The organism is Roseateles puraquae (genome assembly GCF_002205845.1).
Taxonomy (GTDB): Bacteria; Pseudomonadota; Gammaproteobacteria; order Burkholderiales; family Burkholderiaceae_C; genus Pelomonas; species Pelomonas puraquae.
This window is the reverse complement of record NZ_NISI01000002.1, coordinates 498,784-524,378: the sequence shown is the minus strand read 5'-3', so window position 1 is coordinate 524,378 and position 25,595 is coordinate 498,784. Positions and strand designations below refer to the sequence as shown.

Sequence of the window (25,595 nt, the reverse complement as noted above, 5' to 3'; positions counted from 1 at the left end):
TGTCCCCGCGCGGCGCGGCGCCGGGGTTCACTTGCCGACGAGGGCCCCTTCGGCGTCCCGCAGTTCGACGGGGCGGCCGATGGCCTTGAGCTGCGGCAGCACCTTGGCCTTGTCGCCCACCGCCACGACGATGAGCCGCGCGGGGTCGAGGAAGTCGCGCGCCGCCTGCAGGGCCGAGGCCGAGGTGACGGCGGCGTAGCGGGCCGGCAGCTCGGTGATGGCATTCAGCGGCTGGCCGGCCGACCAGTTGCCGGCATAGCCCGCCACGACGGCGGCATTGGTGTCGAACAGGCCCGGCAGCGACAGCAGCTGCGCATTGCGCACCCGCTGCAGTTCGGCCGCGCCCATGGGCTTGGCGCGCATGCCCTGGATCTCCTTGCCAAGATCCACGAGCGCGGCGCCGGTCACGTCGGTGCGCACGCTGCCGCGGATGCTGAACTGGCCGCGTTCACGCCCCATGCCGTAGCCCGAGAACACGCCGTAGGTGTAGCCCTTGACCTCGCGCAGCTGGGTGTTCAGCCGCGAGGTGAACAGGCCGCCGAAGCCGGCGTTCATGACCTTGATCGATGCTGCCTGCGGCACGCCGGCCGCAGGGCCGGGGCCCACGATGGCCAGCGCCGTCTGGGGTGCGCCGGGCTTGTCGACCAGCACGGTGCGGGTGGCCGCCGGGCGGGCCGGCGGCAGGGGCCGCTCCGCGGCGGCCTCGCCGGGTGCGCGCCAGGGGCCGAACAGCGGCTCCACCAGCGCGCGCAGCTCGGCCTCGGTGAGGTCGCCCGCCACGACCAGGGCGGCGCGCTCCGGCCGGTAGCGGCCCTGCCAGAACTGGCGCAGCGCGGCGCTGTCGATGGCCTTCAGGCTGGCCTCGTCGCCCAGCGACGACGGCGCCAGCGGATGGCCCTCGCCAAAGTAGACGCGGTCCGCCACCACGCTGGCGAGCTGGTCGGGCTGCTCGCGGGTCTGGGCCAGGGCGGCCAGCAGCTGGGCGCGCTTGCGCTCGACCTCGGCATCGGCAAACGCAGGGTTCTGCACCACGTCGGCCATCAGTGCAAAGCCCTCACGGGCCGTGGCCTTGAGGCCGGAGAAGTCGACCTGCGCGGTCTCGGCGCCGGCGTTGGCATGCAGGCTGGCGCCCAGCGCCGCCAGGCTCTCGGCCAGCTGCTGCGCGCTGCGCGTGGCGGTGCCTTCGGGCAGCATGGCCGCCACGAAGGTGGCCAGGCCCGGGCGATCCGCCGGATTGACCGCCTGGCCGGCGCGCAGCACGAGGCTGGCGCTGACCAGCGGCAGGCCCGGCTTGGGCGAGTGGATGACGGTCAGGCCGTTGGGCAGCGTGAAGCTGCGCGCGGCTGGCAGCGTCAGCGGCTTGGCGGGGCCGGCCGCGGGCGGCTTGTTGCGCCAGGCCTGTGCCACGTTGATGGACTCGCGCTCGCCCTTGGCGGCCTTGGTGGGCATGGGCGGCGTGGGCACCTCGGGCGGCAGCACCGGCTCGCCGGGCACCGCCTGCACGACGACGCGCCGGTCCTTGGCCAGCCAGCGCGCCACCGTGGCACTCACGGCGGCCGGCGTGGTCGCGGCATACCGGGCCAGGTCGCGGCCGACGAAGCCGGGGTCGCCCGCCATCTGGTTGTAGTGGTTGACGAGGTCGGCCAGGGTCGTGACCTTCTCCATCCGCTGCAGCAACTGCGTCTGGATGCTGGCGCGCGCCTGGGCCAGCTCGGCCTCGCTGGGCGGCGTGGCGGCCAGGCGGGCCACCTCGGCGTCGACGAGCTGCTCGATGGCCTCCAGCGACGCGCCGGGGCGGGCCACGATCTCGATGTTGAACACCGAGCTCAGCGACTGCGAGCCCTGCGACACGTCCACGCTCTGGGCGAGCTGCCGGTCGCGCACCAGCAGGCCGTACAGGCGGCTGGCGCGGCCGCCGCCGAGCACGTGGGCCGCGACGTCGAGCTCCGCATCGCCAGCGGCAAACATCGGCGGCGTATGCCAGGCCAGCGTCAAGCGGCTGAGCTCGACGCGGTCAGGCACCACGAGGCGGCGCTCCTGGGTGATCTCCGGCATGGCCACATGCACGTCGGGCGGCTTGGGGCCGGCCTTGAGCGTGCCGAAGTACTTCTGCACCAGGGCGCGGGCCTCGGCGGGATCGAAGTCCCCGGCCAGCACCATGGTGGCGTTGTTGGGCCGGTAGTAGGTGCGGGCAAAAGCCTTCACGTCGGCCAGCCGGATGCGCTGAATGTCGGCGTGCGAGCCGATGACAGCGGCTCGGTAGGGGTGGCCCTCGGGGTAGAGCGCCTGGTACATGGCTTCGTCGGCCATGCCGTAGGGCCGGTTCTCGAAGCTCTGGCGGCGCTCGTTGCGCACCACGTCCTGCTGGTTGGCCAGGGCGACCGAGTCGACCTCGTCGATCATCCAGCCCAGCATGTCGGACTTGAGCCACAGGCCCAGCGCCAGCTGGTTGGACGGCAGCGTGAAGAAGTAGTTGGTGCGGTCGAAGTTGGTGGAGCCGTTGCTGTCCGTGCCGCCAGCGGCATCGATGAACTTGTCGAACTGGCCCCGCGGCACATGGCGGCTGCCGGCGAACATCAGGTGCTCGAAGAGGTGGGCAAAGCCCGTCTGCCCCGCGGCCTCGTTGCGCGGCCCGGCGTGCACCCACAGGTTGAAGGCCACCAGCGGCAGGCGGTGGTCTTCCACCAGGATGACCTCGAAGCCGTTGTCCAGCGTGAACTTCTCGTGGCGCACCGCGACCTGGCCCGCCTCGGCGCTGACGGCGCCAGGCGCACCGGCGGCTTCGGGCGCTGCCATGGCGGGAGCGGTGGCCAGCAGGGCGCCGGCCAGCGACAGCAGCGCGACCAGGCGGCGGGGGGCGGGAGCATGCATCACGGGAGCGTCCTCGGGATCAAGTCAGGTTCAGGCCCTGGATTGGGCCGCGGGCTGGACATCATGCACAGTGCCATGCGTCATCACTGCCTCACCAGGGCGACAGCCAGGCCAGCAGGGCCAGCCACAGCGGGGCCGTGCCCACGTACAGCACGGTGGAGAAGACGGTGGCGGCCGTCACCTCGGCCTCCAGCGCACGGTAGCGCTGCGCAAAGATCAACGCGTTGGAGCCTGTGGGCAGGGCGGCGATCATGACGATGACCGCCAGCGGCATGCCCTTCAGTCCGAGCAGCCCGTAGCCCACGGCGAACACGATCGCGGGCATCAGCAGCAGCTTCGCGACCACCAGCCCCGCCAGGCCGTGCCAGGTGCGCGGCCAGCCGTAATAGGCCAGGCTCATGCCGATCAACGTGAGGCACAGCGGCACGACGGCCGTGCCCAGGCTCTGCAGGGCTTCATCGGCCACCGCGGGAATCGGCAGACCGGTGGCGTTCCAGGCCAGGCCCGCGAGCACGGGCAGCACGACCGGGTGGATGACGGTGTTGCGCACGGTCTGCAGCAGCATGGCCCCCAGATGGCCGCTGCGGCGCTCGCGGGCCAGGTCCAGCTCGACGATGGCGGTGAGCATCGTCAGGATGGACAGCGCATGCAGGCTGACCACCGCGATATGAATCGCCAGGCCCTTTTCGCCGAACACGCCCGCCGCCACCGGCAGACCCACCTGCAAGGTGTTGCCAAAGCCCGCGGTGATGGCCCGCACGCTGGGCGCCACCACCGGCTCGCCTGGCTTGGCACGCCAGCGGTAGACGACGTACAGGACGGCAATCAGCAGCAGGGCCGGCACGAAGAAGGCGAGCAGGAAGGCCCAGGGCAGCGTGGCGGTGTCCAGCCGCGCGGTGGTGCGGAACAGCAGCGCCGGCACGAAGATGTAGAAGGCGGCATTGGCCAACACCCGGGCCGGGTCAGTGTCACTGCCCGCCGGCCCGCCGCCCAGCCAGCGCATGCGGCCGACGGCCCAGCCGATCGACACGGCCACGAGAATCGCCAGCAGCTTGGCTGCGATTTCCCAAGTCATGGGGCCCCTCGCTCAGTCGCGTGGCATCGCACGAAGACAAGGCCACAGAGACACAGAGGCACAGAGCGCGCGGGCTGCCCATCCACGGCGGCCTTCAGCGCGCACGCTCTGTGCCTCTGTGCCTCTGTGGCTGTGTTCAGTCTCGACCGCAACACGCCCAACTCACGCCAGCGGCACATGCAGCTCAAACGCGAACCGGGTGCCCTGCCCCGCTTCGCTCTGCACCTCGATCTGGCTGCCCATCAGGCGCACCAGCTGCTGGCTGATGGACAGGCCCAGGCCCGTGCCGCCGAGCGAGCGGGAGGCTTCCGACACCTGCTCGAAGGCCTGGAAGAGGCGGGCCTGCTGGGCCGCGGTCATGCCGATGCCCGTGTCGGCCACAGCCAGCTGCAGGCGCACCTGGCCCGCCTCCCTTGAGAGGACGGCGGCACTCAGCCGCACCTGCCCCTGATCGGTGAACTTCACCGCGTTGGACAGCAGGTTCAGCAGCACCTGGCGCAGCCGCTGGCCGTCCACCAGCACCTGCGCCGGCAGGGCCGCGTCGACCTCCAGGCTGAAGGCCAGGTTCTTCTGCTCGGCGCGCAGCCGCACGCTGTCACCCGCCATGTCGAGCAGCGCGCGCAGGTCCACGGCGCTGGGCTTGAGGCTGACCTTGCCAGCTTCGATGCTGGCCATGTCGAGCACGTCGTTGATCAGCTCCAACAGATGCTGGCCCGAGTCGCGCATCAGCTGCAGCCGGGTCTGGGTGGTGGCCGGCATGGCCGCGTCCATCTGCATCAACTGCGTGAAGCCGAGGATGGCGTTCAGCGGCGTGCGGAACTCATGGCTCATCGTGGCCAGGAAACGGCCCTTGGCCTGGTTGGCGGCTTCGGCGCGCAGCTTGGCCTCGCTCAGCTCGGCGGTGCGCTCGGCCACCAGGTCTTCGAGGTGCTCACGGTGGCGGGTCAGCTCCGCCTCGGCCTGGCGGCGCAGCGAGATGTCGCTGACCATGCCTTCGATACGGCGCTGGCCGCCCTCACCCTCCACCCAATGGGCATTGAGCTCCACCCACAGCGGCCGGCCATTCGCGCCCAGCAGTTGCAACTGCGCCTGCTGGATGCGGCCCTGCTCGCTCATGACGGCGGAGATGCGCTGGAATTCCTCACGGTCGATGCCCGTGACCTCGCGAAGGCGGCGCCCCACCGGGCTTTGCGAGCCCAGGCCCAGCATCTGCGTGAAGGCGCGGTTCATGCTCAGCACCCGGCCGTCGGCGTCGGCCTGGAAGATGCCTTCGGTGGCGTTCTCGAACAGGCTGCGGTAGCGGGCCTCGCTGGCGCGCAGGCCCTCGGAGCTCAGCTGCACCTGGTCAGCCGCACTGCGCAGCTTCAGGCTCATCGCATTGAAGCGCATGGTCAGCTCGCCGATCTCGTCGCTGCGCTCCACCGTCTCCTGCGCGCCAAGGTCGCCCTTGGCCACGCGCTGGGCCAGCGCGCCCAGCCGGGCCACCGGCCGGCGCACCAGGAAATGCACCAACAGCGACTGGGCGATGACGATGCCCGCCACCACCACGCCGAGCAGCTGCACGACGAAGAGCCGGGTGCGGCGGATCTGCTCATCCACCAGGTCCCGCGTGAAGACCAGCGCGGCCATGCCGACCTGGGTGCCCGGTGCCTCGGCGGCAGGCTGGTAGGTGATGGCGAACTCGCGGCGCAGCGGCCCGTTGGCCGGGGTGTCGCGGCTGCGTCGGGCCTGGCCGCCACGCAGGCCCAGGCCCGTCAGCTCGATGGCATGCACCTCGGGATCGGCCATGACGGCATCGAGCAGGTTGTCGATGGCGACATGGTCGAGGTTCCAGATCGGCCCGGCAAAGCCCCGCTCGATGAGACGGGCCATGCGCGCCTCGCGCTGCCGCATGTCGTGCAGCAGCTCCTCTTCCTCGTGTGCCGTCCAGTACCAGCCGACGGCCAGCACCAGCAGGCTCGCGACCAGCGCGATGCCCGCCGTCAGGCGTGCCTGGATGCCCAGGCTGAACGGTCTCAGGGCCATCCCTTGAACTCCCTTGTCTTGGCCCGCATCAGAACGCGGCGCCGCGCGAAAGTCCAGCGGCCGGACTCACGCGCAGCCTGCGGCATCAAGCCTTGGCGGTCTTCTTGGCAGCCGCCTTCTTGGCCGGCGGCGCCTTGCCCGCGCGCGGCTCGAACTCGAAGATGACCTTGCCTTCCTTCTTGTCATAGGCCAGGAAGGCCTTGAACTTGCGGCGGGTCTTGTTGGAGACGAAGTTCTCCAGCAGGTCGGTCTTGCCGTCGGCCAGCAGCTTGGTCACCTGCGCCGGCTCGATCGGCTGGGTCAGGATGACCTTGCCGGTCTTGAAGTCGCAGGTCACGTGCGCGCCCACGCTGTGCTCGCAGACGTAGTTGGCACCGTGCTCGTACACATGGCCCTGGCACTTGGGGCAGGCGCCCAGGCTCGCCTGGCCGGAGAAGTCCACCGGCTCGCCGTCGTTCTCGGCCTTCTTGGCGTCTTCGCCGAAGTCGAACTCCAGCTTCCAGTTGGCGATCTCGTCGTCGTAGACCAGCGCGAGTTCGGCGGTGAACGGCCAGCCGGCCTTGGAGCGGAAGCCCTCCAGCGGGCCGATCTTCTTGTCGCGCAGGAACTGCTCGACCTCGTGCAACTCGAAGCTGCGGCCGCCCGGGATCTTGCCGATGGAGAAGCCGCAGGCATCCACGCCATCACCGGCCTTGCCGGTGCAGGTGAAGCGGCGGTAGTTCTCCTTCACGATGCCGCCGCACTTGGGGCACGGCGTCTTCAACGTGGCGTAGTCGCCCGGGATGGTGTCGCGGTCGTAGCCCTTGGCCTTGGCGACCATCTTCTCGGTCATGGCCGCGATCTCGGCCATGAACTGCTCACGCTTGAGGCGCCCCTTCTCCATCTCGGCGAGCTTGTGCTCCCAGTCGCCGGTGAGTTCGGGCTTGGTGAGGTCCTCCACATCCAGCCCGCGCAGCAGCGTCATCAGCTGGAAGGCCTTGGCCGTGGGGATGAGCTCGCGGCCCTCACGCAGCATGTACTTTTCGCTGATCAGGCCTTCGATGGTGGCCGCCCGCGTGGCCGGCGTGCCCAGGCCCTTCTCGGCCATGGCCTCGCGCAGTTCGTCGTCATCGATGAGCTTGCCCGCGCCTTCCATGGCGGACAGCAGCGTCGCTTCGGTGTAGCGCGCGGGCGGCTTGGTCTGCAGCGCCTTCACGTCCACGCTCTCGGTGCACACCACCTCGCCCGGCTGCACCGGCACGAGGTTGGCATCCTCGTCGTCCACGTCCTTGCCGTACACGGCCAGCCAGCCCGGCTTGACCAGCACCTTGCCATTGGTCTGGAAGTGATGGGTCTTGCCTGCCGCCTCGATCTTGCTGATGCGGGTGGTGACCAGGAACTCGGCCGGCGGGAAGAACACCGCCAGGAAGCGCTTGACGACCAGGTCGTAGAGCTTGGCCTCGACCTCGGTCAGGCTCTTGGGCGCCTGCAGCGTCGGGATGATGGCGAAGTGGTCCGACACCTTGCTGTTGTCGAACACCTTCTTGGTGGGCTTGATGTAGCCGTTGTTCAGCGCCACGCGGGCGTGTGCGGCCAGCGCCTGCAGCGGGCCGGGCAGGTCCTCGCCGGCAATCATCTCGGCGGTCTGCTTGGCCACGGCCAGGTAGTCCTCGGGCAGGAAGCGCGAATCCGTCCGGGGGTAGGTCAGCACCTTGTGCTTTTCATACAGCGCCTGGGCGATGGACAGCGTCGTCTTGGCCGAGAAGCCGAAGCGCGAGTTGGCCTCGCGCTGCAGCGTGGTCAGGTCGTAGAGCGCGCCGCAGCTGGTGGTGCTGGGCTTGCTCTCTTCGGTAACGCTGGCCGGCTGGCCGAGCACGGCCTTGGCAATGGCCTCGGCGTCGGCCGCGTTCCACAGGCGGTCGGCACGGCGCTCGGCGTCGTCGTTTTTCTTCCAGGCGGGGTCGAACCACTTGCCTTCGTACTGGCCGGCCTGGGCATCGAAGTTGGCGCGCAGCTCCCAGTAGTCGCGGGCGACGTGCTTGCGGATCTTCTCCTCACGCTCCACGACGATGGACAGCGTGGGCGTCTGCACACGGCCGACGGTGGTCAGGAAGAAGCCACCGTCGCGCGAGTTGAAGGCGGTCATGGCGCGCGTGCCGTTGATGCCCACCAGCCAGTCCGCCTCGGAGCGGCAGCGTGCGGCCTCGGCCAGCGGCATCATCTGCTCGTCGGTGCGCAGCTTCTCGAAGCCCTCGCGGATGGCAGCCGGCGTCATGGACTGCAGCCACAGCCGCTTCACCGGCTTGTTCCACGGCCCCTTGGCCGGCCGCGCGTACTGCTCGATCAGGCGGAAGATCAGCTCGCCCTCGCGCCCCGCGTCACAGGCGTTGATCAGGGCGGTCACGTCCTTGCGGCGGATGAGCTTGGACAGCGCGTTGAGCCGGCCCTTGTTCTTGTCGATGGGGTTGAGGTCGAAATGCGGCGGAATGACCGGCAGGTTGGCAAAGCTCCACTTGCCCCGCTTGACGTCGTATTCCTCAGGCGCGGCGATCTCCACCAGGTGGCCCACGGCGGAGCTGACGACGTAGGTGTCGTTCTCGAAGTAGTCGTCGTGCTTGTCGAACTTGCCGGCCACGGGGGTCAGCGCGCGGACGATGTCCTGCGCGACGGAGGGCTTCTCGGCAATGATCAGTGTCTTGCTCATCGGGTCGTTTCTTTCGGTCTTCCCTGGCAAGGTGACTCGACGGTCCCTTGCCTACAATCCGGGCCTCGCGCGCACGCCTACGCACGCGCGCACCCATGAAATCACCGTACCACAGGGCCGATGACGCAAAAAACCCCACGCCGCAAGATCCAAGTCCGTGAATCCGGCGTGCATGGCCGCGGGGTCTATGCCACGGCGCCCATCGAAGCGGGCAGCCGCATCATCGAGTACACCGGCGAGCGCATCGACTGGGAGGAGGCCGTGCGGCGCCACCCGCACGACCCGGCCCAGCCCAACCACACCTTCTATTTCCACATCGAAGGCGGCCAGGTGATCGACGCACTGTACGGTGGCAACGACGCCCGCTGGATCAACCACGCCTGCGAGCCCAACTGCGAAGCCGACGAGGTGGACGGCCGGGTCTTCATCCAGGCCCTGCGCGACATCGAGCCGGGCGAGGAACTTTTCTACGACTACGGCCTGGTGCTGGACGAGCGCCACACCCCCAAGCTCAAGAAGCAGTTCGCCTGCTGGTGCGGCGCGGCCACCTGCCGCGGCACCATGCTGGCGCCCAAGCGGCGGTGAGGGCGGCGGTGATGTCGGCCGCCGCACCGTTGCCCTGGCCCATGAACACAGCCACAGAGGCACAGAGCCTCTCCTGAGCCATGGAACGACGCCACCTCGCCGAATGCGGCTCCACCAACACCGAGGCCCTGGCCCATCTGCGCGAGGGCGGCGGGCCGCTGCTGCTGTCGGCCGCCCGGCAGACGGCGGGCCGCGGGCGTCTGGGCCGGGTCTGGCAGAGCGATGACGCGGCGCTGACCTTCTCGGTCGCCCTGCCGCTGCCCGCCGAGCTGGACCTGGCCGGCCTGTCGCTGGCCGTGGGCTGCGCGGTGGCCGATGCGCTCGACCCGGCGGGTACGCGTATCCGGCTGAAGTGGCCCAACGATCTCTTCCTGGATGGCGCCAAGCTCGGCGGCATCCTCATCGAAACCGCGGCTTTGCCCAGCGGCGAGCGCGGCGTGGTGATCGGCATCGGGCTGAACCTGCAGCCGCTGCCGGCCGGTGCCGACCGCAGCGGCTACCGCAGCGGCCATGCCGCCCTGCAGACGCTCGACCCCGCGGCCACGGCCGCCACCACACTCGACCGCCTCGCCCCCGCACTGCGTGCCATGCTGGCCGACTTCCAGAGCCTGGGCTTTGCCGCCTGGCAAGCCGCCTTTGCCCGGCGCGACCTGACGGCCGGCCAGCGGGTGCGGGTGGGGGAACAAGCCGGCGTGGCCCGCGGTGTGTCGGCCCGTGGTGAATTGCTGCTTGAAACCCCCGCCGGCCTGCAGGCCTGCCATGGGGGCGAACTGAGCCTCAGACTGGAGTCCTCGCCGTGATGCGCATCCTCGTCGTCGTGCTGCTGGTGGCCAACGCCGTCTTCTTCATCTGGTCGCGCGGCTGGCTGGATGCCGTGACCGGCCTGCCCGCCGATGGCGGCCGCGAACCGCAGCGTGTGGCGGCCCAACAGCACCCGGAGCGCATCCAGCCCCTGGCCGCCAGCGCCGCCGCTGCCCTGGCCCAGCGCGTGTGCCTGGAACTGGGGCCGCTGGAGGGAGACGCCGCGCTGGCCGCCGCCCAGACCGCCCTGCGCAGCCTGGGCGCCGAGGCGCAGGTGCGCAGTACCGAACAGGCTGGCGTCTGGGTCGTGGCCACCATCAAGCTGGCCGACCCGGAGTTCCGCGCCCGCAAGGAGGCCACCTACAAGCAGCTGCGGCTGAACTTCGAACCGCTGGAAGGCCTGCCCGCCGAGCAGCCGGCCTTCGTGCTGGGCCGGCATGCCAGCCAGGCCGAGGCCGACGCGCAGCTGGCGGCGTTCGACAAGCGCGGGCTCAAGGGCCTGCGCGTGCTGGCGCTGCAGTCTGCCCAGCGTCGCCACACCCTGGTGCTGCCGCAGGTCGACGGCCTGACGGCCGGCAAGCTCAAGGCCAGCAAGGATGCCGCCCTGGCCGGCGGCTTCCACGCCTGCCCGGCCGGCGGCGCAGCCCCCGCGTCAGCCGCGAGCCGCTGAGCGCCGCAGCGCCAAGGCAGCCAGCAGCAGGCCGGCCAGCCACATGGCGCTCACCGAGCCGCCACCGCCGCCACCGCTGGACGAACTTCCCGACGAGCCGCCCGTGCTTGCGGCCGCCGCCACCGTCACCGTGACGTTCTGGCTGTAGGTCACGCCGCCGCTGTCGGTCACGTCGGCCCGCACCGTGAACGTGCCGGCGCCCGAGGGCGTGACGGTCGCCGTCGCGGTGCTGGCGCCCGAGGCGAAGCCGGTGACGATGCCGCCGCCGTCCACCACCACCCAGGCCGTGGAGGCCACCGTGCGTCCGCTGGGCAGGCCGGTGGCCGAGGCGGTGAGCGTGAGCGTCTGGCCCGCGGTCAGGCCGCTGGTCGGGCTTTGCGCGATGGACACCGTGACGCCATTCAGCGCCGCCGCGGCGGCGACGGCCGCCGCCGCATCGACCATGCCGGCGCCGCAGGTGCTGGTGGTGCAGTAGCACTCGTCCTGCACGGTCGAGCTGGGTGCCTTGCATTGCGGCGGGTTGCCATCGGCCGCGCTGCCGCCGCCGGTGGTCGGGAAGGCGCGCGCGGTGCTCTTCAGGATCTGGATGACCTCGGTCGACGTGAGGCTGGGCCGCACCGACGTCATCAGGCCAACGATGCCGCTGACGATGGGTGCCGAGAAGCTCGTGCCCACCGAGGCATTGCTGCCGGTGGTGGACCCGTCGTTGGCCACCGGGGTGGTGGTGCCGGCGTTGGTTGTGCTGATCATCGGGTACAGGCAGGGCTGGCCGCTGCCGGTGTTGATGCAGTTGCCGCCCGGCGCAGCGATGGTCACCTCCGGGCCGAGGCTGGAGAAGCCGACCTTGGTGCCCACGTGGCGCAGCGCAGCCACGGTCACGACGCCCGGGCAGTTGCCCGGCAGCCCGACGGCCAGGCCCTCGGAGTTGCCGGCGGCGACGACGATGGTCGAACCCGCCGCGTTCACCTGGGTGATCGCATCGCGGTAGAGCGCCCCGGTGCCGGTGGTGCCGCAGCTGCCGTCGCCACCCAGGCTGAGGTTCAGCACCTTGGCCTTGTTGGCGTTCGTTGGCAGGCCGGGCACCGAGATGCCGGCGGCCCACTTCATGCCGGCGATGATGTCGCTGTCATAGCCACCGCACTTGCCCAGCACGCGGATGGGCATGATCTTCAGGCCCCAGCCCACGCCGGCCATCGAGGTGCCGTTGTTGCTGGCCGCGGCGATCAGGCCCGAGACGCGCGTGCCGTGCCAGGAGCTGTTGCCGATGTCGCTGCTGGTGCAGCCGCTGATGGTGCCGGCGTTGATGTCGGCCTGGCTGACCCAGTCGCCCGGGTCGGAGGGGTCGGCATCGGGGCCGTTGCCGTCGTTGGCGATCGCGACGGACGTGGCGCTGGAGCTGCTGCCGTAGCCGATCATGTCGTAGCCGCTCACGAATTGACCCGCAAGGTCCGGGTGGTCGAGCCGCACGCCGGTGTCCAGCACCGCCACGATGGTGCTGGCCGTGCCGGTGGAGATGTCCCAGGCGGCCGGCGCGTTGATGCTGGAGACCACCGTGCTGTTGGGCTTCTTGAGGTACCACTGGTCGATGGTGCGGGCCTGGGCACCGCCCACGGTCGACTCGGGGTTGATGTCCGCGCCACCGAAGAGCGGGTCGTTGGGAATCTTGGTGTGGCGGCGGCGACCGTCCACCACCGCCAGTTCCACCTCGCTGTCGGCGGCGAGCTGGCGAACCAGCTGCTCGGACGTCACGCCCTTGGCCGTGACCACGTGGGTGCGCTCGTCCAGGCTGATGCCGGCCGCCAGCGCGCGGCCCGTGCGCAGGCCCAGCGCGGTGGCGCGGGTCTGGGCCACCTCGCGGGCTTCGCCCCGGGTGGCCCGGGCGCTCAGCGCCTTGGCCCGCACGCTGTCGGCCTGGGGCTTGAAGCGCACGATGACGCGGGCCTCGCCAGTGGCCGTCGTCTGGGCCGGTGCGGCCAGCGGGGCGAGGATGGCCGACACCAGGGCGGCGCTCAGCAGGAAGGGGCGGATCAGCTTCATGTCGGTCACGTCAGTGGTCTGCTTCGGGCGTGTCAAGGGACACCACGTTCGGATGTTCCCATCGACAACGACGGCCAGCATGAAAAAAAGCCCCGCAGAGCGGGGCTTTTGCGTTTCGGAAGGTTTCCGGTCAGGCGGCGACGACGCGCACCATCTCCAGCACCTTGTTGGAGTAGCCCCACTCGTTGTCGTACCAGGACACCAGCTTCACGAAGGTGCCGTCCAGCGCGATGCCGGCGTCGGCGTCGAAGATGGAGGTGCGCGGGTCGCCGCGGAAGTCGGTCGCCACGACCTTCTCGGTGGTGTAGCCCAGCACGCCCTTGAGCGCGCCTTCGCTCTGCGCCTTCATTTCGGCGCAGATCTCGTCATAGGTGGCGTCCTTCAGCAGTTCCACGGTCAGGTCGACGACCGACACGTCGGAGGTCGGCACGCGGAAGCTCATGCCGGTGAGCTTCTTGTTCAGCTCGGGAATGACCTTGCCAACGGCCTTGGCCGCGCCGGTGCTGCTGGGGATGATGTTCTCCAGGATGCCGCGGCCGCCGCGCCAATCCTTGTTGCTCGGGCCGTCCACGGTCTTTTGCGTAGCGGTGGCGGCGTGCACAGTGGTCATCAGGCCGCGCTTGATGCCCCACTTGTCGTTCAGCACCTTGGCCAGCGGGGCCAGGCAGTTGGTCGTGCAGGAGGCGTTGGAGATGATCTTCTCGCCGGCGTACTTGGTGTGGTTCACACCGTAGACGAACATCGGCGTCTCGTCCTTGGACGGGGCCGAGAAGATGACCTTCTTGGCGCCTGCGGCCAGGTGCTTCTCACCGCCGGCCTGGTCCAGGAAGATGCCGGTCGACTCGATGACGATGTCGGCGCCGGCTTCGGCCCACTTCAGCTCGGACGGGTCCTTGACGGCGGTCAGGCGGATCTTCTTGCCGTTGACCACCAGGGTGTTGCCGTCCACCGCCACGTCACCCTCGAACTTGCCGTGCACGCTGTCGTACTTGAGCATGTAGGCCAGGTAGTCGGGCTCCAGCAGGTCGTTGATCGCGACGACCTCGATGTCCTTGAAATTAGCAATGGCGGCGCGGAACACCATGCGCCCGATGCGGCCGAAGCCGTTGATGCCGATCTTGATGGTCATGGAACAGTCTCCAGGAGGATGAGGAATCTTGTCGGAGGCGGATTCTCGGCGATCTGGCGGGGGGTGGGTTTCGGGGCGATTTCAGCGCGGCGCGGGGGGCGCCTCGCCGAGGTGCAGCAGCCCGCAGGGCACATCGATCTGCAGCGAGCTGCCGAAGAGGTCATCGGCCACCTCTCTGGAACCAAAGTTGAACTTCAAGCCTTCCAGCCATTTCAGGAAGGCCAGCTTGTTCGGGTCCAACCGCTCGCCGATCGGCAACACGCTGGCTTCATTTGGCACGGCGCCGCCTCCAAAAACATACTGCACGCTGAAAGGGCAACCCATGCTGCGCAGGTCGAAACGCGCCGTGAGCTTGCCCGGCTCCTCGGTCTGACCGAGAAACTCCATCAGCCCGAACCGCGTGCGGCTCAGCTTGAACTCCTTGCCGGCCGGGAAGAAGGCGAACTGCTGCTGGATCGTCACTGGCTTGTCCTGCGCGGTGCGGCAGGGCATGCGATACGCCGCCACGCGATCCTTCACCGCCTGCTCGAAGCGCCGGGACGCCCGGCTGAAGCTCAGCTGCACCTCCGGCGGCTGATCGCCCGCCCCGGAGAACGTCATCTCGGCACGCACCTTCTCCGAGCGAAACCGGCCGCTGTCGCCGGAATACTGGAAGTCGTACCTCGGCATCACCAGGCAGCGCAGGGTGCTGACCGATCGCTCGGCGTCAGGCACGGCCAAGGGGTCTTTGTCGGAGCCGTCGAAGACGAAGTCCTGCACCGCGGTCACCGTGCCGTCGTCTGCCTGCAGGCAAGGCAGGCGGTAGCGGGCGACATGGTCGAGCACCTTGTCCTGCATGCCTTCGCTGGCCACATTGAAGAGGACCTGCACCTGCGGTGGTGCGTCGGGGCGGTCGAACTTCATCAACACGCGCATCGACCCGCCCCGGTCATCGGCCTCATCGCTCGGCGGAAAGCGCGGCGATGCCGCGGGTCGAGACAGGCACTCCAGCCGCTGCGCCTTGCTGAGCACCACCTTCTCCGTCTGCGCTGTGGCGCCCGCCGCCATCGCGAGCCCCACGCACCCCCATATCCAACGCCACGTCTTCATGCCGAGACCATTCCCTGGTGAGGCGTGATTTGTAGCGCAACTGTCGCGTTAGCCCATGCGGATCAACCCGCCGTGCGGTCGCGCACGACCCGTCCCAAAAAAACAAAGGGCCGCGATTGCGGCCCCCGTGTTCTGCGCGGCGCGGCATGCGCCGGTGCATCACTTCTTCTTGAGCACGGCCTTCACGGTCGCCGCCACGTTCTCAGGCGTGAAGCCGAAGTGCTTGAACAGCACCGGTGCCGGGGCGGATTCGCCGAAAGTGTCGATGCCGACGACGGCGTCCACGCCGTACTTCCACCAGAAGTCGCTCACGCCCATCTCGACGGCCACGCGCGGCAGGCCCTTGGGCAGCACGCTCTTCTTGTAGTCCTTGTCCTGGCGGTCGAACACGTTGGTCGACGGCATGGACACGACGCGCACCTTGATGCCTTCGTCAGCCAGCAGCTTCTGCGCGGCCATGGCCAGTTGCACTTCCGAGCCGGTGGCGATGATGACGGCCTTGGCCTTGCCCTTCGGAGGCTCGGCCAGCACGTAGGCGCCCTTGGCGATCTCGTCCACATTGGTCTTGGGCGAGTAGGCCAGGTTCTGGCGGGAGAGCGCCAGCAGGCTCGGGCGCTGCGCATTGCCCAGGGCCATCGTCCAGGCGACCACGGTCTCGGTCGTGTCGGCCGGACGCCAGACGTCCAGGCCCGGGATCAGGCGCAGGCTGGCGACATGCTCGATGGACTGGTGCGTCGGGCCGTCTTCACCCAGGCCGATGGAGTCGTGCGTCATCACGTGGATGACGCGGGTCTTCATCAGCGCGGCCATGCGAATGGCGTTGCGGCTGTAGTCGCTGAAGGTCAGGAAGGTGCCGCCGTAGGGAATGAAGCCACCGTGCAGCGCGATGCCGTTCATGACGGCCGCCATGCCGAACTCGCGAACGCCGTAGTTGATGTGGCGGCCGTTGTTCGGCTTGCCATCGGCCTCGATGCGCAGGTTGGGCGTGGAGCTGGTGTTGGTCAGGTTGGAGCCGGTCAGGTCGGCGCTACCGCCGAGCATCTCAGGCAGCTTGGCCGTGAAGGCTTCCAGCGCGATCTGGCTGGCCTTGCGGCTGGCCACGGTCTGTGCGTCAGCGTGTGCCTTGACGACGGCGTCGACCGCGATCTGCGCGAAGTCGGCGGGCAGCACGCCGGCCATGCGGCGCTGGAACTCGGCGGCCAGCTCGGGGAAGGCTTCGGCATAGGCGTCGAAGCGGGCGTCCCAGTCGCTCTCGGCCTTGGCACCGGCGGCCTTGGCGTCCCAGGCGGTGTAGACCTCCTCGGGGATGACGAAGGGCTCGTGCGTCCAGCCGAGCGCTTCGCGGGTCAGCTTGATCTCTTCGGCGCCCAGCGGCTCGCCGTGGGCCTTGCTGGTGTTGGCGCGGTTGGGCGAGCCCTGGCCGATATGGGTCTTGGCGATGACGAGGGTGGGCTTGTCGGTGCTCTTGCGGGCCTGGGCGATGGCCTTGTCGACCGCGTCGACGTCATGGCCGTCCACCGGGCCGACGACGTTCCAGCCATAGGCCTGGAAGCGCTTGGCGGTGTCGTCCCCGAACCAGGGGCCGACCTGGCCGTCGATGGAGATGCCGTTGTCGTCGTAGATGGCGATCAGCTTGTTCAGCTTCCACGAAGCGGCCAGCGCGGCGGCCTCGTGGCTGATGCCTTCCATCAGGCAGCCGTCGCCCAGGAAGACATAGGTGTGGTGGTCCACGATGGCGTGGCCGTCGCGGTTGAAGTCGCGCGCCAGCAGCTTCTCGGCCAGGGCCAGGCCCACGGCGTTGGTGATGCCCTGGCCCAGCGGGCCGGTGGTGGTCTCGACGCCCGCGGTGATGCCCACCTCGGGGTGGCCCGGCGTCTTGCTGTGCAGCTGGCGGAAGTTGCGCAGCTCGCTCATGGGCAGGTCGTAGCCCGTGAGGTGCAGCAGCGCATAGATGAGCATGGAGCCGTGGCCATTGCTCAGCACGAAGCGGTCACGGTCAGCCCAGTGCGGGTTGGCCGGGTTGTGCTTGAGGTGACGCGCCCACAGCGCCACGCCGATGTCGGCCATGCCCATGGGGGCGCCCGGGTGGCCCGAGTTGGCCGCCTGCACCGCGTCCATCGCGAGGGCGCGGATCGCGTTGGCCATGAGGGTTGGGGAGGCGGTCGTTGCAGTCATGGCCAGGGCTTTCCTTGGGGCAGTGGAGCAAAACGCGGGATTTTACGGGGGCGGCATGACAAGGCTTGATCCAGCGCAACACGGCAGCGCGGCGTCGGCGCGACGCTTGGCCCATGTCCTCCTTGACCATGCCCCTGGCCGTGCGCGTGATCCGCGCCGAGCACGACGCCTTGGCCGCAATGCTGCGCACCGTGCCGCTGCTGCTGCAGGCGCAGCGGCAGGCCGGCACGGCCATCGATTTCGGCGCGCTGCGGGCGATGCTGTTCTACGTGGACGAATTCCCCGAGCGGCTGCACCACACCAAGGAAAGCCAGCTGCTCTTTCCGCGGCTGCGGGCGCTGGCACCCGAACTGCGCGGCGTGCTGGACGACCTGGACGCCGACCACGCCCAGGGCGAGCGCGCCATCCGCGAGCTGCAGCACAGCCTGCTGGCCTGGGAGCAGATGGGCGAGACGCGGCGCGAGAAGTTCGAGCAGCAGCTCAAGGTCTACACCGGCCGCTACCTGCGCCACATGAAGCGCGAGGAAACCGAGATCCTGCCGCGCGCCGTGGCCCTGTTCAGCCTGGAGGACTGGGCTGACCTGGACGAAGCCTTCGGCAGCCACCAGGACCCGCTCGCCCCGCGCCCGGGCCAGCCGGTGGATGAGGCCTATGCGCCGCTGCGCCAGCGCATCCTCGCGGCATTGCCGGCGCCCTTCGGCTGGGGGCCAGCACTGCCCTGAGCAGCCGCGCGGTAGGTTTCAGCCCGCCTTGGCGGTCGAGGCGGCGGCTGCCGGTGCCGCCGGGCAGGCCTTGGCGCTGGCCATGCCGCGCAGGAAGCCCCGGCGCACGCCACCGGCCGTGATGGCGGCACTCACATGACGCGCATAGCGCTCGGCGCCGCTGAGCTTGCGCACCCAGCCCCGAAACGGGATGACCCCTTCGGCGGTGCGTTGCAAGGCGCCGGTGGCGGCGTCTTCACCGCGGTCCAGCAGACCGGGATTGCCGGCGGTGGCCGGCGCATCGAGGTCGGGGCCGAGCACCTCGTCCAGCGACTTGATGGCTGCGGCCAGCCCCGCGCAACTGGCGTCTGCCGGCAGGGCGTAGGGCGCGGCAGCAGCGCTCCTCAGCACCTCCGGGATGTCGGCCCGCACGACGTTCAAGTCGGACAGCGGGGTGGTGGCCGCGGTCGCGACCTTGTCCTGGTTGGAACTGGCGCAGGCCGTCAACAACACGGCGGCGGCAAGAAGAGCGAGATGGGGGCTTTGCATGCCCGCCATCCTCTCACTTCCCCGGGGCTTGCGAGACCTTCAACAGCAGGACGGCGCCGACCGTCACGGCCCAGCAGATCCAGGCCGTCCACATCGTGTGGCTGGGGTAATGCGCCCCACGCAGCATCTGCCCCAGGCCGTAGACCACGCCCAGGCCGATGACGCTGCACAGCCACACGCGCGCCAGGCGCGGATAGGCCCGGGCCAGCACCCAGCCGCCGCTCAGGAAGGCAAAGGCCGCGCTCGCATGGCCCGACGGGAAGCAATGCCCGCCGCCACCATCCTGCAGGCCGAAGGCCCAGTGCGACACATAGCTCGCGCTGCCGCCGAACTCGCTCAGGTCCCAGGGGCAGCTCGTCAGGCTGACCCGCTTGACCACCGACACCACCGCCAGGCACAGCAGCGTGATGCCCAGCCAGGCGCTGCGCTCACGGCGGGTCAGCGCCGGCAGCACGCGCGGCCAGAGGTTGGCCAGCAGGATGAAGCCCACCACCGCCCACGACAGCGCGCGCCCGCCCTGGTGGATGACCTGGGTCGTGAACCAGTGTTCCCGCAGCGCGAAGCCCTCGGGCCCGCCCACGAGGCGCATGACCCGCAGGTCCAGGCCGCTGGCATCCCAGGCCAGCAACACCACCAACCCGGCGGCCACGGCCAGCAGCGACCGAGCCGCGGCGGAGAAACGGGCCGGGCGGCCGCCGGTGGCGTCGAGGGGGGTGTCCATGCGTTGAATTGTCAGACGCCGCCGGCCGCTTGGCTGACGCCCGGCTGGCCGCCGGCCTCAGGATTGACCCCAATGCGGCATCGTTCACGTCACCGGTCAGGCGCGGGGCCTTGTCTACACTGGCCGCATGAGTTCTCCCGTCTTTGCCGCCGAACGCGCCGTGCGCATCGGCCGCCAGGCCCTGGAGGTCGAGGCCCGCGCCTTGACCGCCCTGGCCCCTCGCCTCGGCGACGCCTTCGCACGCGCGGTGCAGGCCGTGCTGGCCTGCAGCGGCCGCGTGGCCGTCATGGGCATGGGCAAGAGCGGCCACGTCGGCCGCAAGATCGCCGCCACCCTGGCCTCGACCGGCACACCCGCCTTGTTCGTGCATCCCGCCGAGGCCGCGCACGGCGACCTGGGCATGGTGACGGCTGGCGACGTCGTGCTGGCCCTGTCCAATTCCGGCGAGAGCGACGAGCTCAACGCCATCCTGCCGGTGCTCAAGCGGCTGGGCGTGCCCATCCTCGCGATGACCGGCCGCGCCGAGTCCAGCCTGGCCTCGCATGCCGACGTGGTGCTGGACAGCGCCGTGGCCGAGGAAGCCTGCCCGCTGCAACTGGCGCCGACCGCCAGCACGACCGCGCAGATGGCCCTGGGCGACGCGCTGGCGGTGGCGCTGCTGGACGCGCGCGGCTTCAAGGCCGAGGACTTCGCCCGCTCTCACCCCGGCGGCGCGCTGGGCCGCAAGCTGCTGACCCATGTGCGCGACCTGATGCGCCACGGCGAGGCCTTGCCCCGCGTGGCACCGGGCACGCCGTTCACCGAGCTGATGCGCGAGATGAGCGCCAAGGCCCTGGGCATGGCCGTGGTGGTCGACGCCGACGACCGGGTGCAGGGCATCTTCACCGACGGCGACCTGCGCCGCCTCGTCGAGCAGGGCCGCGACCTGCGTGCCCTCACCGCGGCCGAGGTCGCCCACCCCAAGCCGCGCACCGTCACGGCCGACGCCCTCGCCGTGGACGCCGCCGACCTGATGGAAGCCGCCCGCATCACCGTGGTGCTGGTGGTCGACGCCGAGCAGCGGCTGCTGGGCGCGGTGAGCATCAACGACCTGATGCGGGCCAAGGTGATCTGATGGCCGCGCTGAGCTTTCCGACCGACCTCCTCGTCAAGGCCCAGGGCACGGGCCTGGGCATCAAGCTGGCCATCTTCGACGTCGACGGCGTGCTGACCGACGGCCGCATCTACATCAGCGAAACCGGCGAAGACTTCAAGGCCTTCAGCACGCTGGACGGCCACGGGCTCAAGTCCCTGCAGCAGGTGGGCATCACGCCAGTCATCATCACCGGCCGCGACAGCCCGGCCGTGCGCCGCCGCGTGGCCGACCTCGGGCTGGCCCATGCCGTCTATGGCGCCCGAGACAAGCTCGCCGCTGCCGAGCCGCTGCTCAGCGCGCTGGGAGTGAGCTGGGGCGAGGTCGCCGCCATGGGCGATGACTGGCCCGACCTGCCCCTGATGACCCGCGCCGCCTTCGCCTGTGCGCCACCGGGCGCCCACCCGGAGGTGCTGGCCGTGGCCCATCACGTGACGCGTGCCGCCGGCGGCCATGGCGCCGCGCGTGAATGCTGCGACCTGCTGCTGATGGCCAGCGGGCACTACGAGCGGCTGTTGAACGCCCACCACGCCACGCTGGACGGAGGGCGGCCTTGAGCGCCACGCTGCCCGCGCCACCGCCGCGCCGGTCCAAGCCCCGCCCCTGGCTGTGGCGGGCCCAGGGCTTGCTGTCCAACTACCTGCCGCTGGTGCTGATGGCCTTGCTGGCCAGCGGCACGTGGTGGCTGGTGAAGAACACGCCGCTGCTCGATGCCCCCGGCGAGCTCGCGCCCCCTCGGCACGTGCCCGACTACCGCATGAACAACTTCGAGCTGCAGCGCATCGGCGCCGATGGCCGGCTGAACGTGCAGATCGCTGGCGCCGAGTTGCGCCACTACCCCGACACCGACACGATCGAAATCGATGCCGTTCGCGTACGCGCGATCGCCCCCGACGGCAGCCTGGCCATCGCCGAAGCCAAGCGCGCGATCAGCAATGGCGACGGCAGCGACATGCAACTGCTCGGTGACGTGCACCTGCGCCGCCTGGCGCCCGGCTCCGGCGAGGGGGCGGCACCGCAGATGGAGATGCGTGGCGAGTTCCTGCAAGCCTTGTCCAACAGCGAGATCCTGCGCTCCCACCTGCCCGTGACCATCCGCCAGGGTGGCTCCACGCTGAACGCGCAGAACTTCGAGTACCGCCACCTCACGGGCCAGGTCAGCTTCACCGGCAAGGCGCAGGGGCAGATCATCACCAAGGCACCGCGATGACAAGCCTGGTCTTCATCACCGGTGCGTCCAGCGGCATCGGCCAGGCGCTGGCGCTGCGCTACTACCGCGAGGGTGCCCGACTGGCCCTGGTCGCGCGGCGTACGGCCGAGGTCGAGCGCTGGGCCGCCGAGCAACAGCTCGACCCGGCTCGCTTCGCGGTCTATGGGGCCGACGTGGCCGACCTCGACGCCATGGCCCGCACCGGCCGCGACTGCATCGAACGCCAGGGCGTGCCCGACGTCGTCATCGCGAACGCGGGCATCAGCATCGGCATGGACACGACCGAGTTCAGCGACCTGGCGGTGATGCAGCGCACCTTCGCCACCAACAACGTCGGGCTGGCCGCCACCTTCCATCCCTTCGTGGCCGCGATGAACGCGCGGCGCTCGGGCACGCTCGTGGGCATCGCCAGCGTGGCCGCCATCCGCGGGCTGCCGGGGCACGGCGCCTACTGCGCGAGCAAGTCGGCCGTGGTGGCCTACTGCGAAAGTCTGCGCGGCGAATGCCGGCCCCACGGCGTGCGCGTGGTCACGCTGCTGCCGGGCTACATCGACACGCCGCTGACGCGCGGCAACCGCTACAGCATGCCCTTCCTGATGCCGGTCGAGCGCTTTGCCGACGAGGCCGTGCGCGCCATCCAGGCGCAGGTGAGCTACCGCGTCATTCCGTGGCAGATGGGCGTGCTCGCCAAGGTGCTGCGGCTGCTGCCCAACGCGCTCTATGACCGCCTGCTGTCCAAGCGCGCACGCAAGAAGCGCGCGACCGAGTAGACGCACGGGCCAGCCGGAAGTCACGGCTTGGCAAGCACCGCGGGGCCTGCTTACACTGCGCGCCTTCTGCCGAGTCCCGCCCGCGAGTGCGGTGAAGGAGGTTCCGATGGTCAAGGTGCTCCACCCCTGCTAACGCCCCTGCGCTGACGTTGCCGTCAGTGCCCTCTGTGGGCTCCACGTCGGCTGCTCGTTGCCCGGCAACGCCAGCCCTGCTGACCTCCCCGCGGCCCCGCCATCGGCGGCGCCGTTGCCATCACTCGACTTCATGACAAGCCGCCTCCACGGCCTGGTCCCCGCCGCATGGCTGGGTCTGTGCCTGAGCCTGCCCGCGCAGGCCACCCCCTCGCCCGAAGCCCCCCTGGCCTCACCCACCGCGCTGCGCCTGACCCGTGGCGACGCTTCGCCCGCCATCGATGGCCGCCTGGACGATGCCGTCTGGCAGCGCACACCCATCTACGACCGCTTCGTGCAATTCCTGCCAGCCGACAAGCAGGCGGCGCGCTGGCGCACCACGGTGCAGGTGCTCGTCACCGACGACGCCCTGGTCTTCGGCATCCGCGCCTGGGACCCGGCACCCGAGCGCATCCGGGCACCCCTGGCCCGGCGCGACCAGGTCAAGGCCGATCAGGACTACATCACCGTCTTCATCGACCCCGTCGGTCACCGCCGCAACGCGCAGTTCGTGCGGGTCAGCGCAGCCGGCAGCATCGAAGACGGCCTGTTCAGCGCCGAGGAAGACAGCGACGACTCGGCGCCCGACTTCGACGTGGAAGCCGCCGCCACCCGCCTGCCCGACGGCTACAGCATCGAGTTGCGCTGGCCGCTGGCCACGCTGCGCTTTCCACACAGCGACGGCGCGCCCTGGCGCGTGCTGGTTGCGCGCAACATCCCGCGCGAAGACCGCACGCTGGACGTGGGTGCGCCGCGGTTGACCAAGGACGCGCTGAGCTTCATCGCCGAGATGCAGACGCTGGACGGCCTGGCCGATTTGGTTGAGCAGGTGCGCGAGCGCAGCTTCCTGAGCCTGCGTCCGGAATTGACGCTGCGCAGCACCCGCGAAAGCAGCGACGCCGACGGCAACCGTCGCGAGCGCCGCACCTCGCTCGGCGCCGAGATCAAGTGGCGACCGCGGGCCGACTGGGTGCTGGACGCCACCTTGAACCCCGACTTCTCGCAAGTCGAACTCGATGCGCCCCAACTCGCCGGCAACACCCGTTTCGCGCTGAGCGTGCCGGAGAAACGCCCCTTCTTCCTGGAGAGCGCCGATGTGGTGGGGCCGACGCAGCCCGACGAATCCGGCGAGAACCGCAGCCTCGCGGCCTTCTACACCCGCGCCATCACCGATCCCGACTGGGGCCTGCGCGCCACCTGGCGCGGCGCCGGCTCGGAGGCCACGGCCCTGCATTTGCGCGATGCCGGCGGCGGCACCTTGCTGCGGGCGGGCGCCTTCGCCACGCGCAGTGGCCTGCAGCCGCGTGACTCGCTCGCGAGCTTTGCGCGCGGCCGGGTGCAGCTTGGCAGCCTGGGCCTAGCTGGCCTGCTGTCAACCCGAGATTTTGGGGATGGACTGTCCACGCATGTCGTCGGCAGCGATGGCGTCTGGCGGGCCGGCGACAGCGACCAATGGCGCGGCCACCTGCTGCTGTCGTCCACCACGCTCGCGCTGGGCGAAGACGGCGCGATCCAGCGGGTCGGCCGACAGCAGGGCCATCGCGCCTGGGTGGGCTGGCGGCACCGCGATGCGGACTGGGTGGCCCATGTGAATGTGGAGGAGATCAGTCCACGCTTCGCGAACGACAACGGCTTCGTCAGCCAGAGCGGCGTGCGCCGCGCCTCGGCCTTCGGCTATCTGCGGCTGGGCGAGCGGGCCTTTGCCGGGCTGGATCTGCACGACCACGAGGTGCAGCTCAAGCTGCAGGAGACCCGCACCCTGGCCGACCCAACGCTCGGCGTAGCCGCCGGCCAGGTGGTGGATCGCCTGGTGCAGCCGGGCTTCTGGTTCGCCACCGCCCGCAACACCGGCGTGTGGGGTCATGTCGGCCTGGACAGCCATCGCGCCCGCAGCAGCGGCACGCTGCATGCGACGCGCACGCTGCTGCTGGGCGTGGAGTCCAACCCGGGCGAGTGGCTGAACTTCATCAATGCCGAGGTGGAATGGGGTCGGCGCCTGGATGTCGACGCTGATCGGGTCGGTCTCGGCGCCCAGGGCCAGCTGCAGGCCCAATGGCGCCAGCCTCTGCCAGGCGGCGGGTGGCTGGAGCTGGACCAGCGGTTCGGGCTGGGCTGGGTGGAGGGCCCGGACGGCCAGCGGGCCTTCACCGACCGCAGCGCGCAGACCCTCGTGGTGCTGCACCTGAGCGCGCGGGATTCCGTGCGGCTGATCCGGCAGCAGACGCGGTTCACACGCCGGGCCGATGCCACGACCGGCCTGCCCGCGCAGGACGAGACCGGGCGCGTGTTGTCGCTGATGTTCCAGCACCGTGTGGGCATCGCCCGCGTGCTGAGCCTGGGGCTGAACCGCAGCCACGCCCAGCCCGGGCGGGTGCGGGCCAGCGAAGTCTTTGCCAAGGCGACGCTCAGCTACTGATCTGGCAAGGCAGGCGCTCCCGGGCGCCTTCCCAGCAGCCCGCCAGGCGTGGGCCAGAAACTCGGACCGGAAACGAACAAGGCGCCCGAAGGCGCCTTGCTTTTTTGCGAGCCGTGAGGCTGTGGGATCAGTAGCCGCCCGAACGGCCACCGCCGCCGTAGCCACCACCGCCACCGCCGTAGCCGCCGCCACCACCGGAGCGGCCACCGCCGCCACCGTAGCCGCCGCCGCCCGAACGGCCACCGCCGCCGTAGCCACCGCCGCCGCCACCACCGTAGCCGCCACCACCACCGCCGTAGCCGCCGCCACCGGAGCGGCCACCGCCGCCGCCGTAGCCGCCGCCACCGCCGTAACCACCACGGCCACCGCCGCCGCCGAAGCCGCCCGGACGCTCTTCACGAGGACGGGCTTCGTTGACCACGATCGCGCGGCCTTCCAGGGCCTGACCGTTCATGCCGTTGATGGCGGCTTGAGCTTCCGCATCGGAGCCCATTTCCACGAAACCGAAACCCTTGGAGCGGCCGGTTTCGCGATCCATCATGACCTTGGCAGAGGTCACGCTGCCGAATTGACCGAACGCTTCCTGCAGCGATTCGTCACGCACGCTGTAGGCGAGGTTGCCCACGTAAAGCTTGTTTCCCATGGGGAAGCCCTTCTCTTCTCAAAACCAAAAAACCGTGTGGTGCTTCAACCCATCGTGAACCATTCAAGCGAAGGTGCGGCGTCCAGACACAGGCAATTCATTATGGTGGCGGGGTGCCCGGATTGCGGGACGGCACTCCGAC

At 69.9% G+C, this 25,595-nt stretch carries 20 protein-coding genes; 9 read left to right on the top strand and 11 right to left on the bottom strand.

Annotation, left to right across the window (positions count from 1 at the left end; translation table 11 throughout):
• Positions 1–27: 27 nt before the first annotated feature.
• The 4 genes from CDO81_RS09480 to CDO81_RS09465 form a co-directional block, all read right to left on the bottom strand.
• Positions 28–2,871 carry a M16 family metallopeptidase gene (locus CDO81_RS09480; protein ID WP_088482927.1) on the bottom strand — a complete coding sequence of 948 codons (2,844 nt, stop codon included), beginning with the start codon at positions 2,869–2,871 and terminating at the stop codon, positions 28–30.
• Positions 2,872–2,962: 91 nt separating this feature from the next.
• Positions 2,963–3,946, bottom strand: a complete 984-nt coding sequence (locus CDO81_RS09475; protein ID WP_088482926.1) for an AEC family transporter — start codon at positions 3,944–3,946, stop codon at positions 2,963–2,965.
• A gap of 162 nt (positions 3,947–4,108) precedes the next feature.
• The gene (locus CDO81_RS09470) at positions 4,109–5,971 is read right to left on the bottom strand and encodes an ATP-binding protein (RefSeq protein ID WP_088482925.1); all 1,863 of its coding nucleotides are present in this window, start codon (positions 5,969–5,971) and stop codon (positions 4,109–4,111) included.
• Between the two features lie 85 nt (positions 5,972–6,056).
• On the bottom strand, positions 6,057–8,654 hold the full coding sequence (locus tag CDO81_RS09465) for a DNA topoisomerase III (protein WP_088482924.1): 2,598 nt from the start codon (positions 8,652–8,654) through the stop codon (positions 6,057–6,059).
• 120 nt (positions 8,655–8,774) lie between these two features.
• Between CDO81_RS09465 and CDO81_RS09460 the strand changes: the two genes are divergently transcribed.
• The 3 genes from CDO81_RS09460 (at position 8,775) to CDO81_RS09450 (ending at position 10,710) form a co-directional block, all read left to right on the top strand.
• Positions 8,775–9,239: an SET domain-containing protein gene (locus tag CDO81_RS09460; RefSeq protein ID WP_088482923.1), complete on the top strand. Its 465-nt coding sequence runs from the start codon at positions 8,775–8,777 to the stop codon at positions 9,237–9,239.
• Positions 9,240–9,319: 80 nt separating this feature from the next.
• The gene (locus CDO81_RS09455; RefSeq protein WP_088482922.1) at positions 9,320–10,039 is read left to right on the top strand and encodes a biotin--[acetyl-CoA-carboxylase] ligase; all 720 of its coding nucleotides are present in this window, start codon (positions 9,320–9,322) and stop codon (positions 10,037–10,039) included.
• A complete protein-coding gene (locus CDO81_RS09450) occupies positions 10,036–10,710 on the top strand; it encodes a hypothetical protein (protein WP_144397181.1) in 675 nt (224 codons plus the stop codon). Before CDO81_RS09455 ends, CDO81_RS09450 begins: the two co-directional genes overlap by 4 nt.
• Here the strand turns inward: CDO81_RS09450 and CDO81_RS09445 are convergent.
• The 4 genes from CDO81_RS09445 to tkt all read right to left on the bottom strand — a co-directional run bounded on the left by CDO81_RS09445 (position 10,693) and on the right by tkt (position 17,140).
• Positions 10,693–12,747, bottom strand: a complete 2,055-nt coding sequence (locus CDO81_RS09445) for a S8 family serine peptidase (RefSeq protein ID WP_088483050.1) — start codon at positions 12,745–12,747, stop codon at positions 10,693–10,695. The two genes, CDO81_RS09450 and CDO81_RS09445, sit on opposite strands and share 18 nt — an antisense overlap.
• A gap of 130 nt (positions 12,748–12,877) precedes the next feature.
• Complete coding sequence (gene gap / locus CDO81_RS09440; RefSeq protein ID WP_088482920.1) at positions 12,878–13,876, bottom strand: type I glyceraldehyde-3-phosphate dehydrogenase; 999 nt, start codon at positions 13,874–13,876, stop codon at positions 12,878–12,880.
• A gap of 81 nt (positions 13,877–13,957) precedes the next feature.
• The gene (locus tag CDO81_RS09435; protein WP_144397180.1) at positions 13,958–14,965 is read right to left on the bottom strand and encodes a hypothetical protein; all 1,008 of its coding nucleotides are present in this window, start codon (positions 14,963–14,965) and stop codon (positions 13,958–13,960) included.
• 159 nt (positions 14,966–15,124) lie between these two features.
• Entirely contained in the window at positions 15,125–17,140 is a 2,016-nt protein-coding gene (gene tkt / locus CDO81_RS09430) for a transketolase (protein ID WP_193466492.1), read from the bottom strand.
• Between the two features lie 113 nt (positions 17,141–17,253).
• Between tkt and CDO81_RS09425 the strand changes: the two genes are divergently transcribed.
• Positions 17,254–17,862: a hemerythrin domain-containing protein gene (locus tag CDO81_RS09425; protein ID WP_241516931.1), complete on the top strand. Its 609-nt coding sequence runs from the start codon at positions 17,254–17,256 to the stop codon at positions 17,860–17,862.
• Positions 17,863–17,880: 18 nt separating this feature from the next.
• Here the strand turns inward: CDO81_RS09425 and CDO81_RS09420 are convergent, their stop codons facing one another.
• Both CDO81_RS09420 and CDO81_RS09415 read right to left on the bottom strand, forming a co-directional pair.
• Positions 17,881–18,390 carry a hypothetical protein gene (locus CDO81_RS09420; protein WP_168928261.1) on the bottom strand — a complete coding sequence of 170 codons (510 nt, stop codon included), beginning with the start codon at positions 18,388–18,390 and terminating at the stop codon, positions 17,881–17,883.
• A 13-nt stretch (positions 18,391–18,403) separates the two neighbouring features.
• Positions 18,404–19,111, bottom strand: coding sequence for a phosphatase PAP2 family protein (locus CDO81_RS09415; protein ID WP_088482917.1), 708 nt, complete (start codon positions 19,109–19,111; stop codon positions 18,404–18,406).
• 127 nt (positions 19,112–19,238) lie between these two features.
• Between CDO81_RS09415 and CDO81_RS09410 the strand changes: the two genes are divergently transcribed.
• From CDO81_RS09410 to CDO81_RS09390, 5 genes are all read left to right on the top strand, one after another.
• Complete coding sequence (locus tag CDO81_RS09410; protein ID WP_088482916.1) at positions 19,239–20,225, top strand: KpsF/GutQ family sugar-phosphate isomerase; 987 nt, start codon at positions 19,239–19,241, stop codon at positions 20,223–20,225.
• Entirely contained in the window at positions 20,225–20,800 is a 576-nt protein-coding gene (locus CDO81_RS09405) for a KdsC family phosphatase (protein WP_088482915.1), read from the top strand. The genes CDO81_RS09410 and CDO81_RS09405 overlap by 1 nt, the downstream gene beginning before the upstream one ends.
• Positions 20,797–21,453, top strand: coding sequence for an LPS export ABC transporter periplasmic protein LptC (lptC, locus tag CDO81_RS09400; RefSeq protein ID WP_158218216.1), 657 nt, complete (start codon positions 20,797–20,799; stop codon positions 21,451–21,453). The genes CDO81_RS09405 and lptC overlap by 4 nt, the downstream gene beginning before the upstream one ends.
• Complete coding sequence (locus CDO81_RS09395; RefSeq protein WP_088482913.1) at positions 21,450–22,223, top strand: SDR family oxidoreductase; 774 nt, start codon at positions 21,450–21,452, stop codon at positions 22,221–22,223. Before lptC ends, CDO81_RS09395 begins: the two co-directional genes overlap by 4 nt.
• A 265-nt stretch (positions 22,224–22,488) precedes the next feature.
• Positions 22,489–24,810, top strand: a complete 2,322-nt coding sequence (locus tag CDO81_RS09390; protein WP_088482912.1) for a carbohydrate binding family 9 domain-containing protein — start codon at positions 22,489–22,491, stop codon at positions 24,808–24,810.
• A gap of 127 nt (positions 24,811–24,937) precedes the next feature.
• On the opposite strand, the gene CDO81_RS09385 is transcribed toward CDO81_RS09390, so the two are convergent.
• Entirely contained in the window at positions 24,938–25,453 is a 516-nt protein-coding gene (locus tag CDO81_RS09385) for an RNA recognition motif domain-containing protein (protein ID WP_088482911.1), read from the bottom strand.
• Between the last annotated feature and the right edge of the window lie 142 nt (positions 25,454–25,595).

Excerpts from the sequence above, each read along its gene's own strand:
- tkt (WP_193466492.1), bottom strand. The coding sequence starts at position 17,140 with ATGACTGCAACGACCGCCTCCCCAACCCTCATGGCCAACGCGATCCGC.
- CDO81_RS09385 (WP_088482911.1), bottom strand. The coding sequence starts at position 25,453 with ATGGGAAACAAGCTTTACGTGGGCAACCTCGCCTACAGCGTGCGTGAC.
- CDO81_RS09415 (WP_088482917.1), bottom strand. The coding sequence starts at position 19,111 with ATGGACACCCCCCTCGACGCCACCGGCGGCCGCCCGGCCCGTTTCTCC.
- CDO81_RS09420 (WP_168928261.1), bottom strand. The coding sequence starts at position 18,390 with ATGCAAAGCCCCCATCTCGCTCTTCTTGCCGCCGCCGTGTTGTTGACG.
- CDO81_RS09475 (WP_088482926.1), bottom strand. The coding sequence starts at position 3,946 with ATGACTTGGGAAATCGCAGCCAAGCTGCTGGCGATTCTCGTGGCCGTG.
- CDO81_RS09405 (WP_088482915.1), top strand. The coding sequence starts at position 20,225 with ATGGCCGCGCTGAGCTTTCCGACCGACCTCCTCGTCAAGGCCCAGGGC.
- CDO81_RS09435 (WP_144397180.1), bottom strand. The coding sequence starts at position 14,965 with ATGAAGACGTGGCGTTGGATATGGGGGTGCGTGGGGCTCGCGATGGCG.
- CDO81_RS09470 (WP_088482925.1), bottom strand. The coding sequence starts at position 5,971 with ATGGCCCTGAGACCGTTCAGCCTGGGCATCCAGGCACGCCTGACGGCG.
- CDO81_RS09465 (WP_088482924.1), bottom strand. The coding sequence starts at position 8,654 with ATGAGCAAGACACTGATCATTGCCGAGAAGCCCTCCGTCGCGCAGGAC.
- gap (WP_088482920.1), bottom strand. The coding sequence starts at position 13,876 with ATGACCATCAAGATCGGCATCAACGGCTTCGGCCGCATCGGGCGCATG.
- CDO81_RS09480 (WP_088482927.1), bottom strand. The coding sequence starts at position 2,871 with ATGCATGCTCCCGCCCCCCGCCGCCTGGTCGCGCTGCTGTCGCTGGCC.
- CDO81_RS09445 (WP_088483050.1), bottom strand. The coding sequence starts at position 12,747 with ATGAAGCTGATCCGCCCCTTCCTGCTGAGCGCCGCCCTGGTGTCGGCC.
- CDO81_RS09460 (WP_088482923.1), top strand. The coding sequence starts at position 8,775 with ATGACGCAAAAAACCCCACGCCGCAAGATCCAAGTCCGTGAATCCGGC.
- CDO81_RS09455 (WP_088482922.1), top strand. The coding sequence starts at position 9,320 with ATGGAACGACGCCACCTCGCCGAATGCGGCTCCACCAACACCGAGGCC.
- CDO81_RS09425 (WP_241516931.1), top strand. The coding sequence starts at position 17,254 with ATGTCCTCCTTGACCATGCCCCTGGCCGTGCGCGTGATCCGCGCCGAG.
- CDO81_RS09390 (WP_088482912.1), top strand. The coding sequence starts at position 22,489 with ATGACAAGCCGCCTCCACGGCCTGGTCCCCGCCGCATGGCTGGGTCTG.
- CDO81_RS09410 (WP_088482916.1), top strand. The coding sequence starts at position 19,239 with ATGAGTTCTCCCGTCTTTGCCGCCGAACGCGCCGTGCGCATCGGCCGC.
- CDO81_RS09395 (WP_088482913.1), top strand. The coding sequence starts at position 21,450 with ATGACAAGCCTGGTCTTCATCACCGGTGCGTCCAGCGGCATCGGCCAG.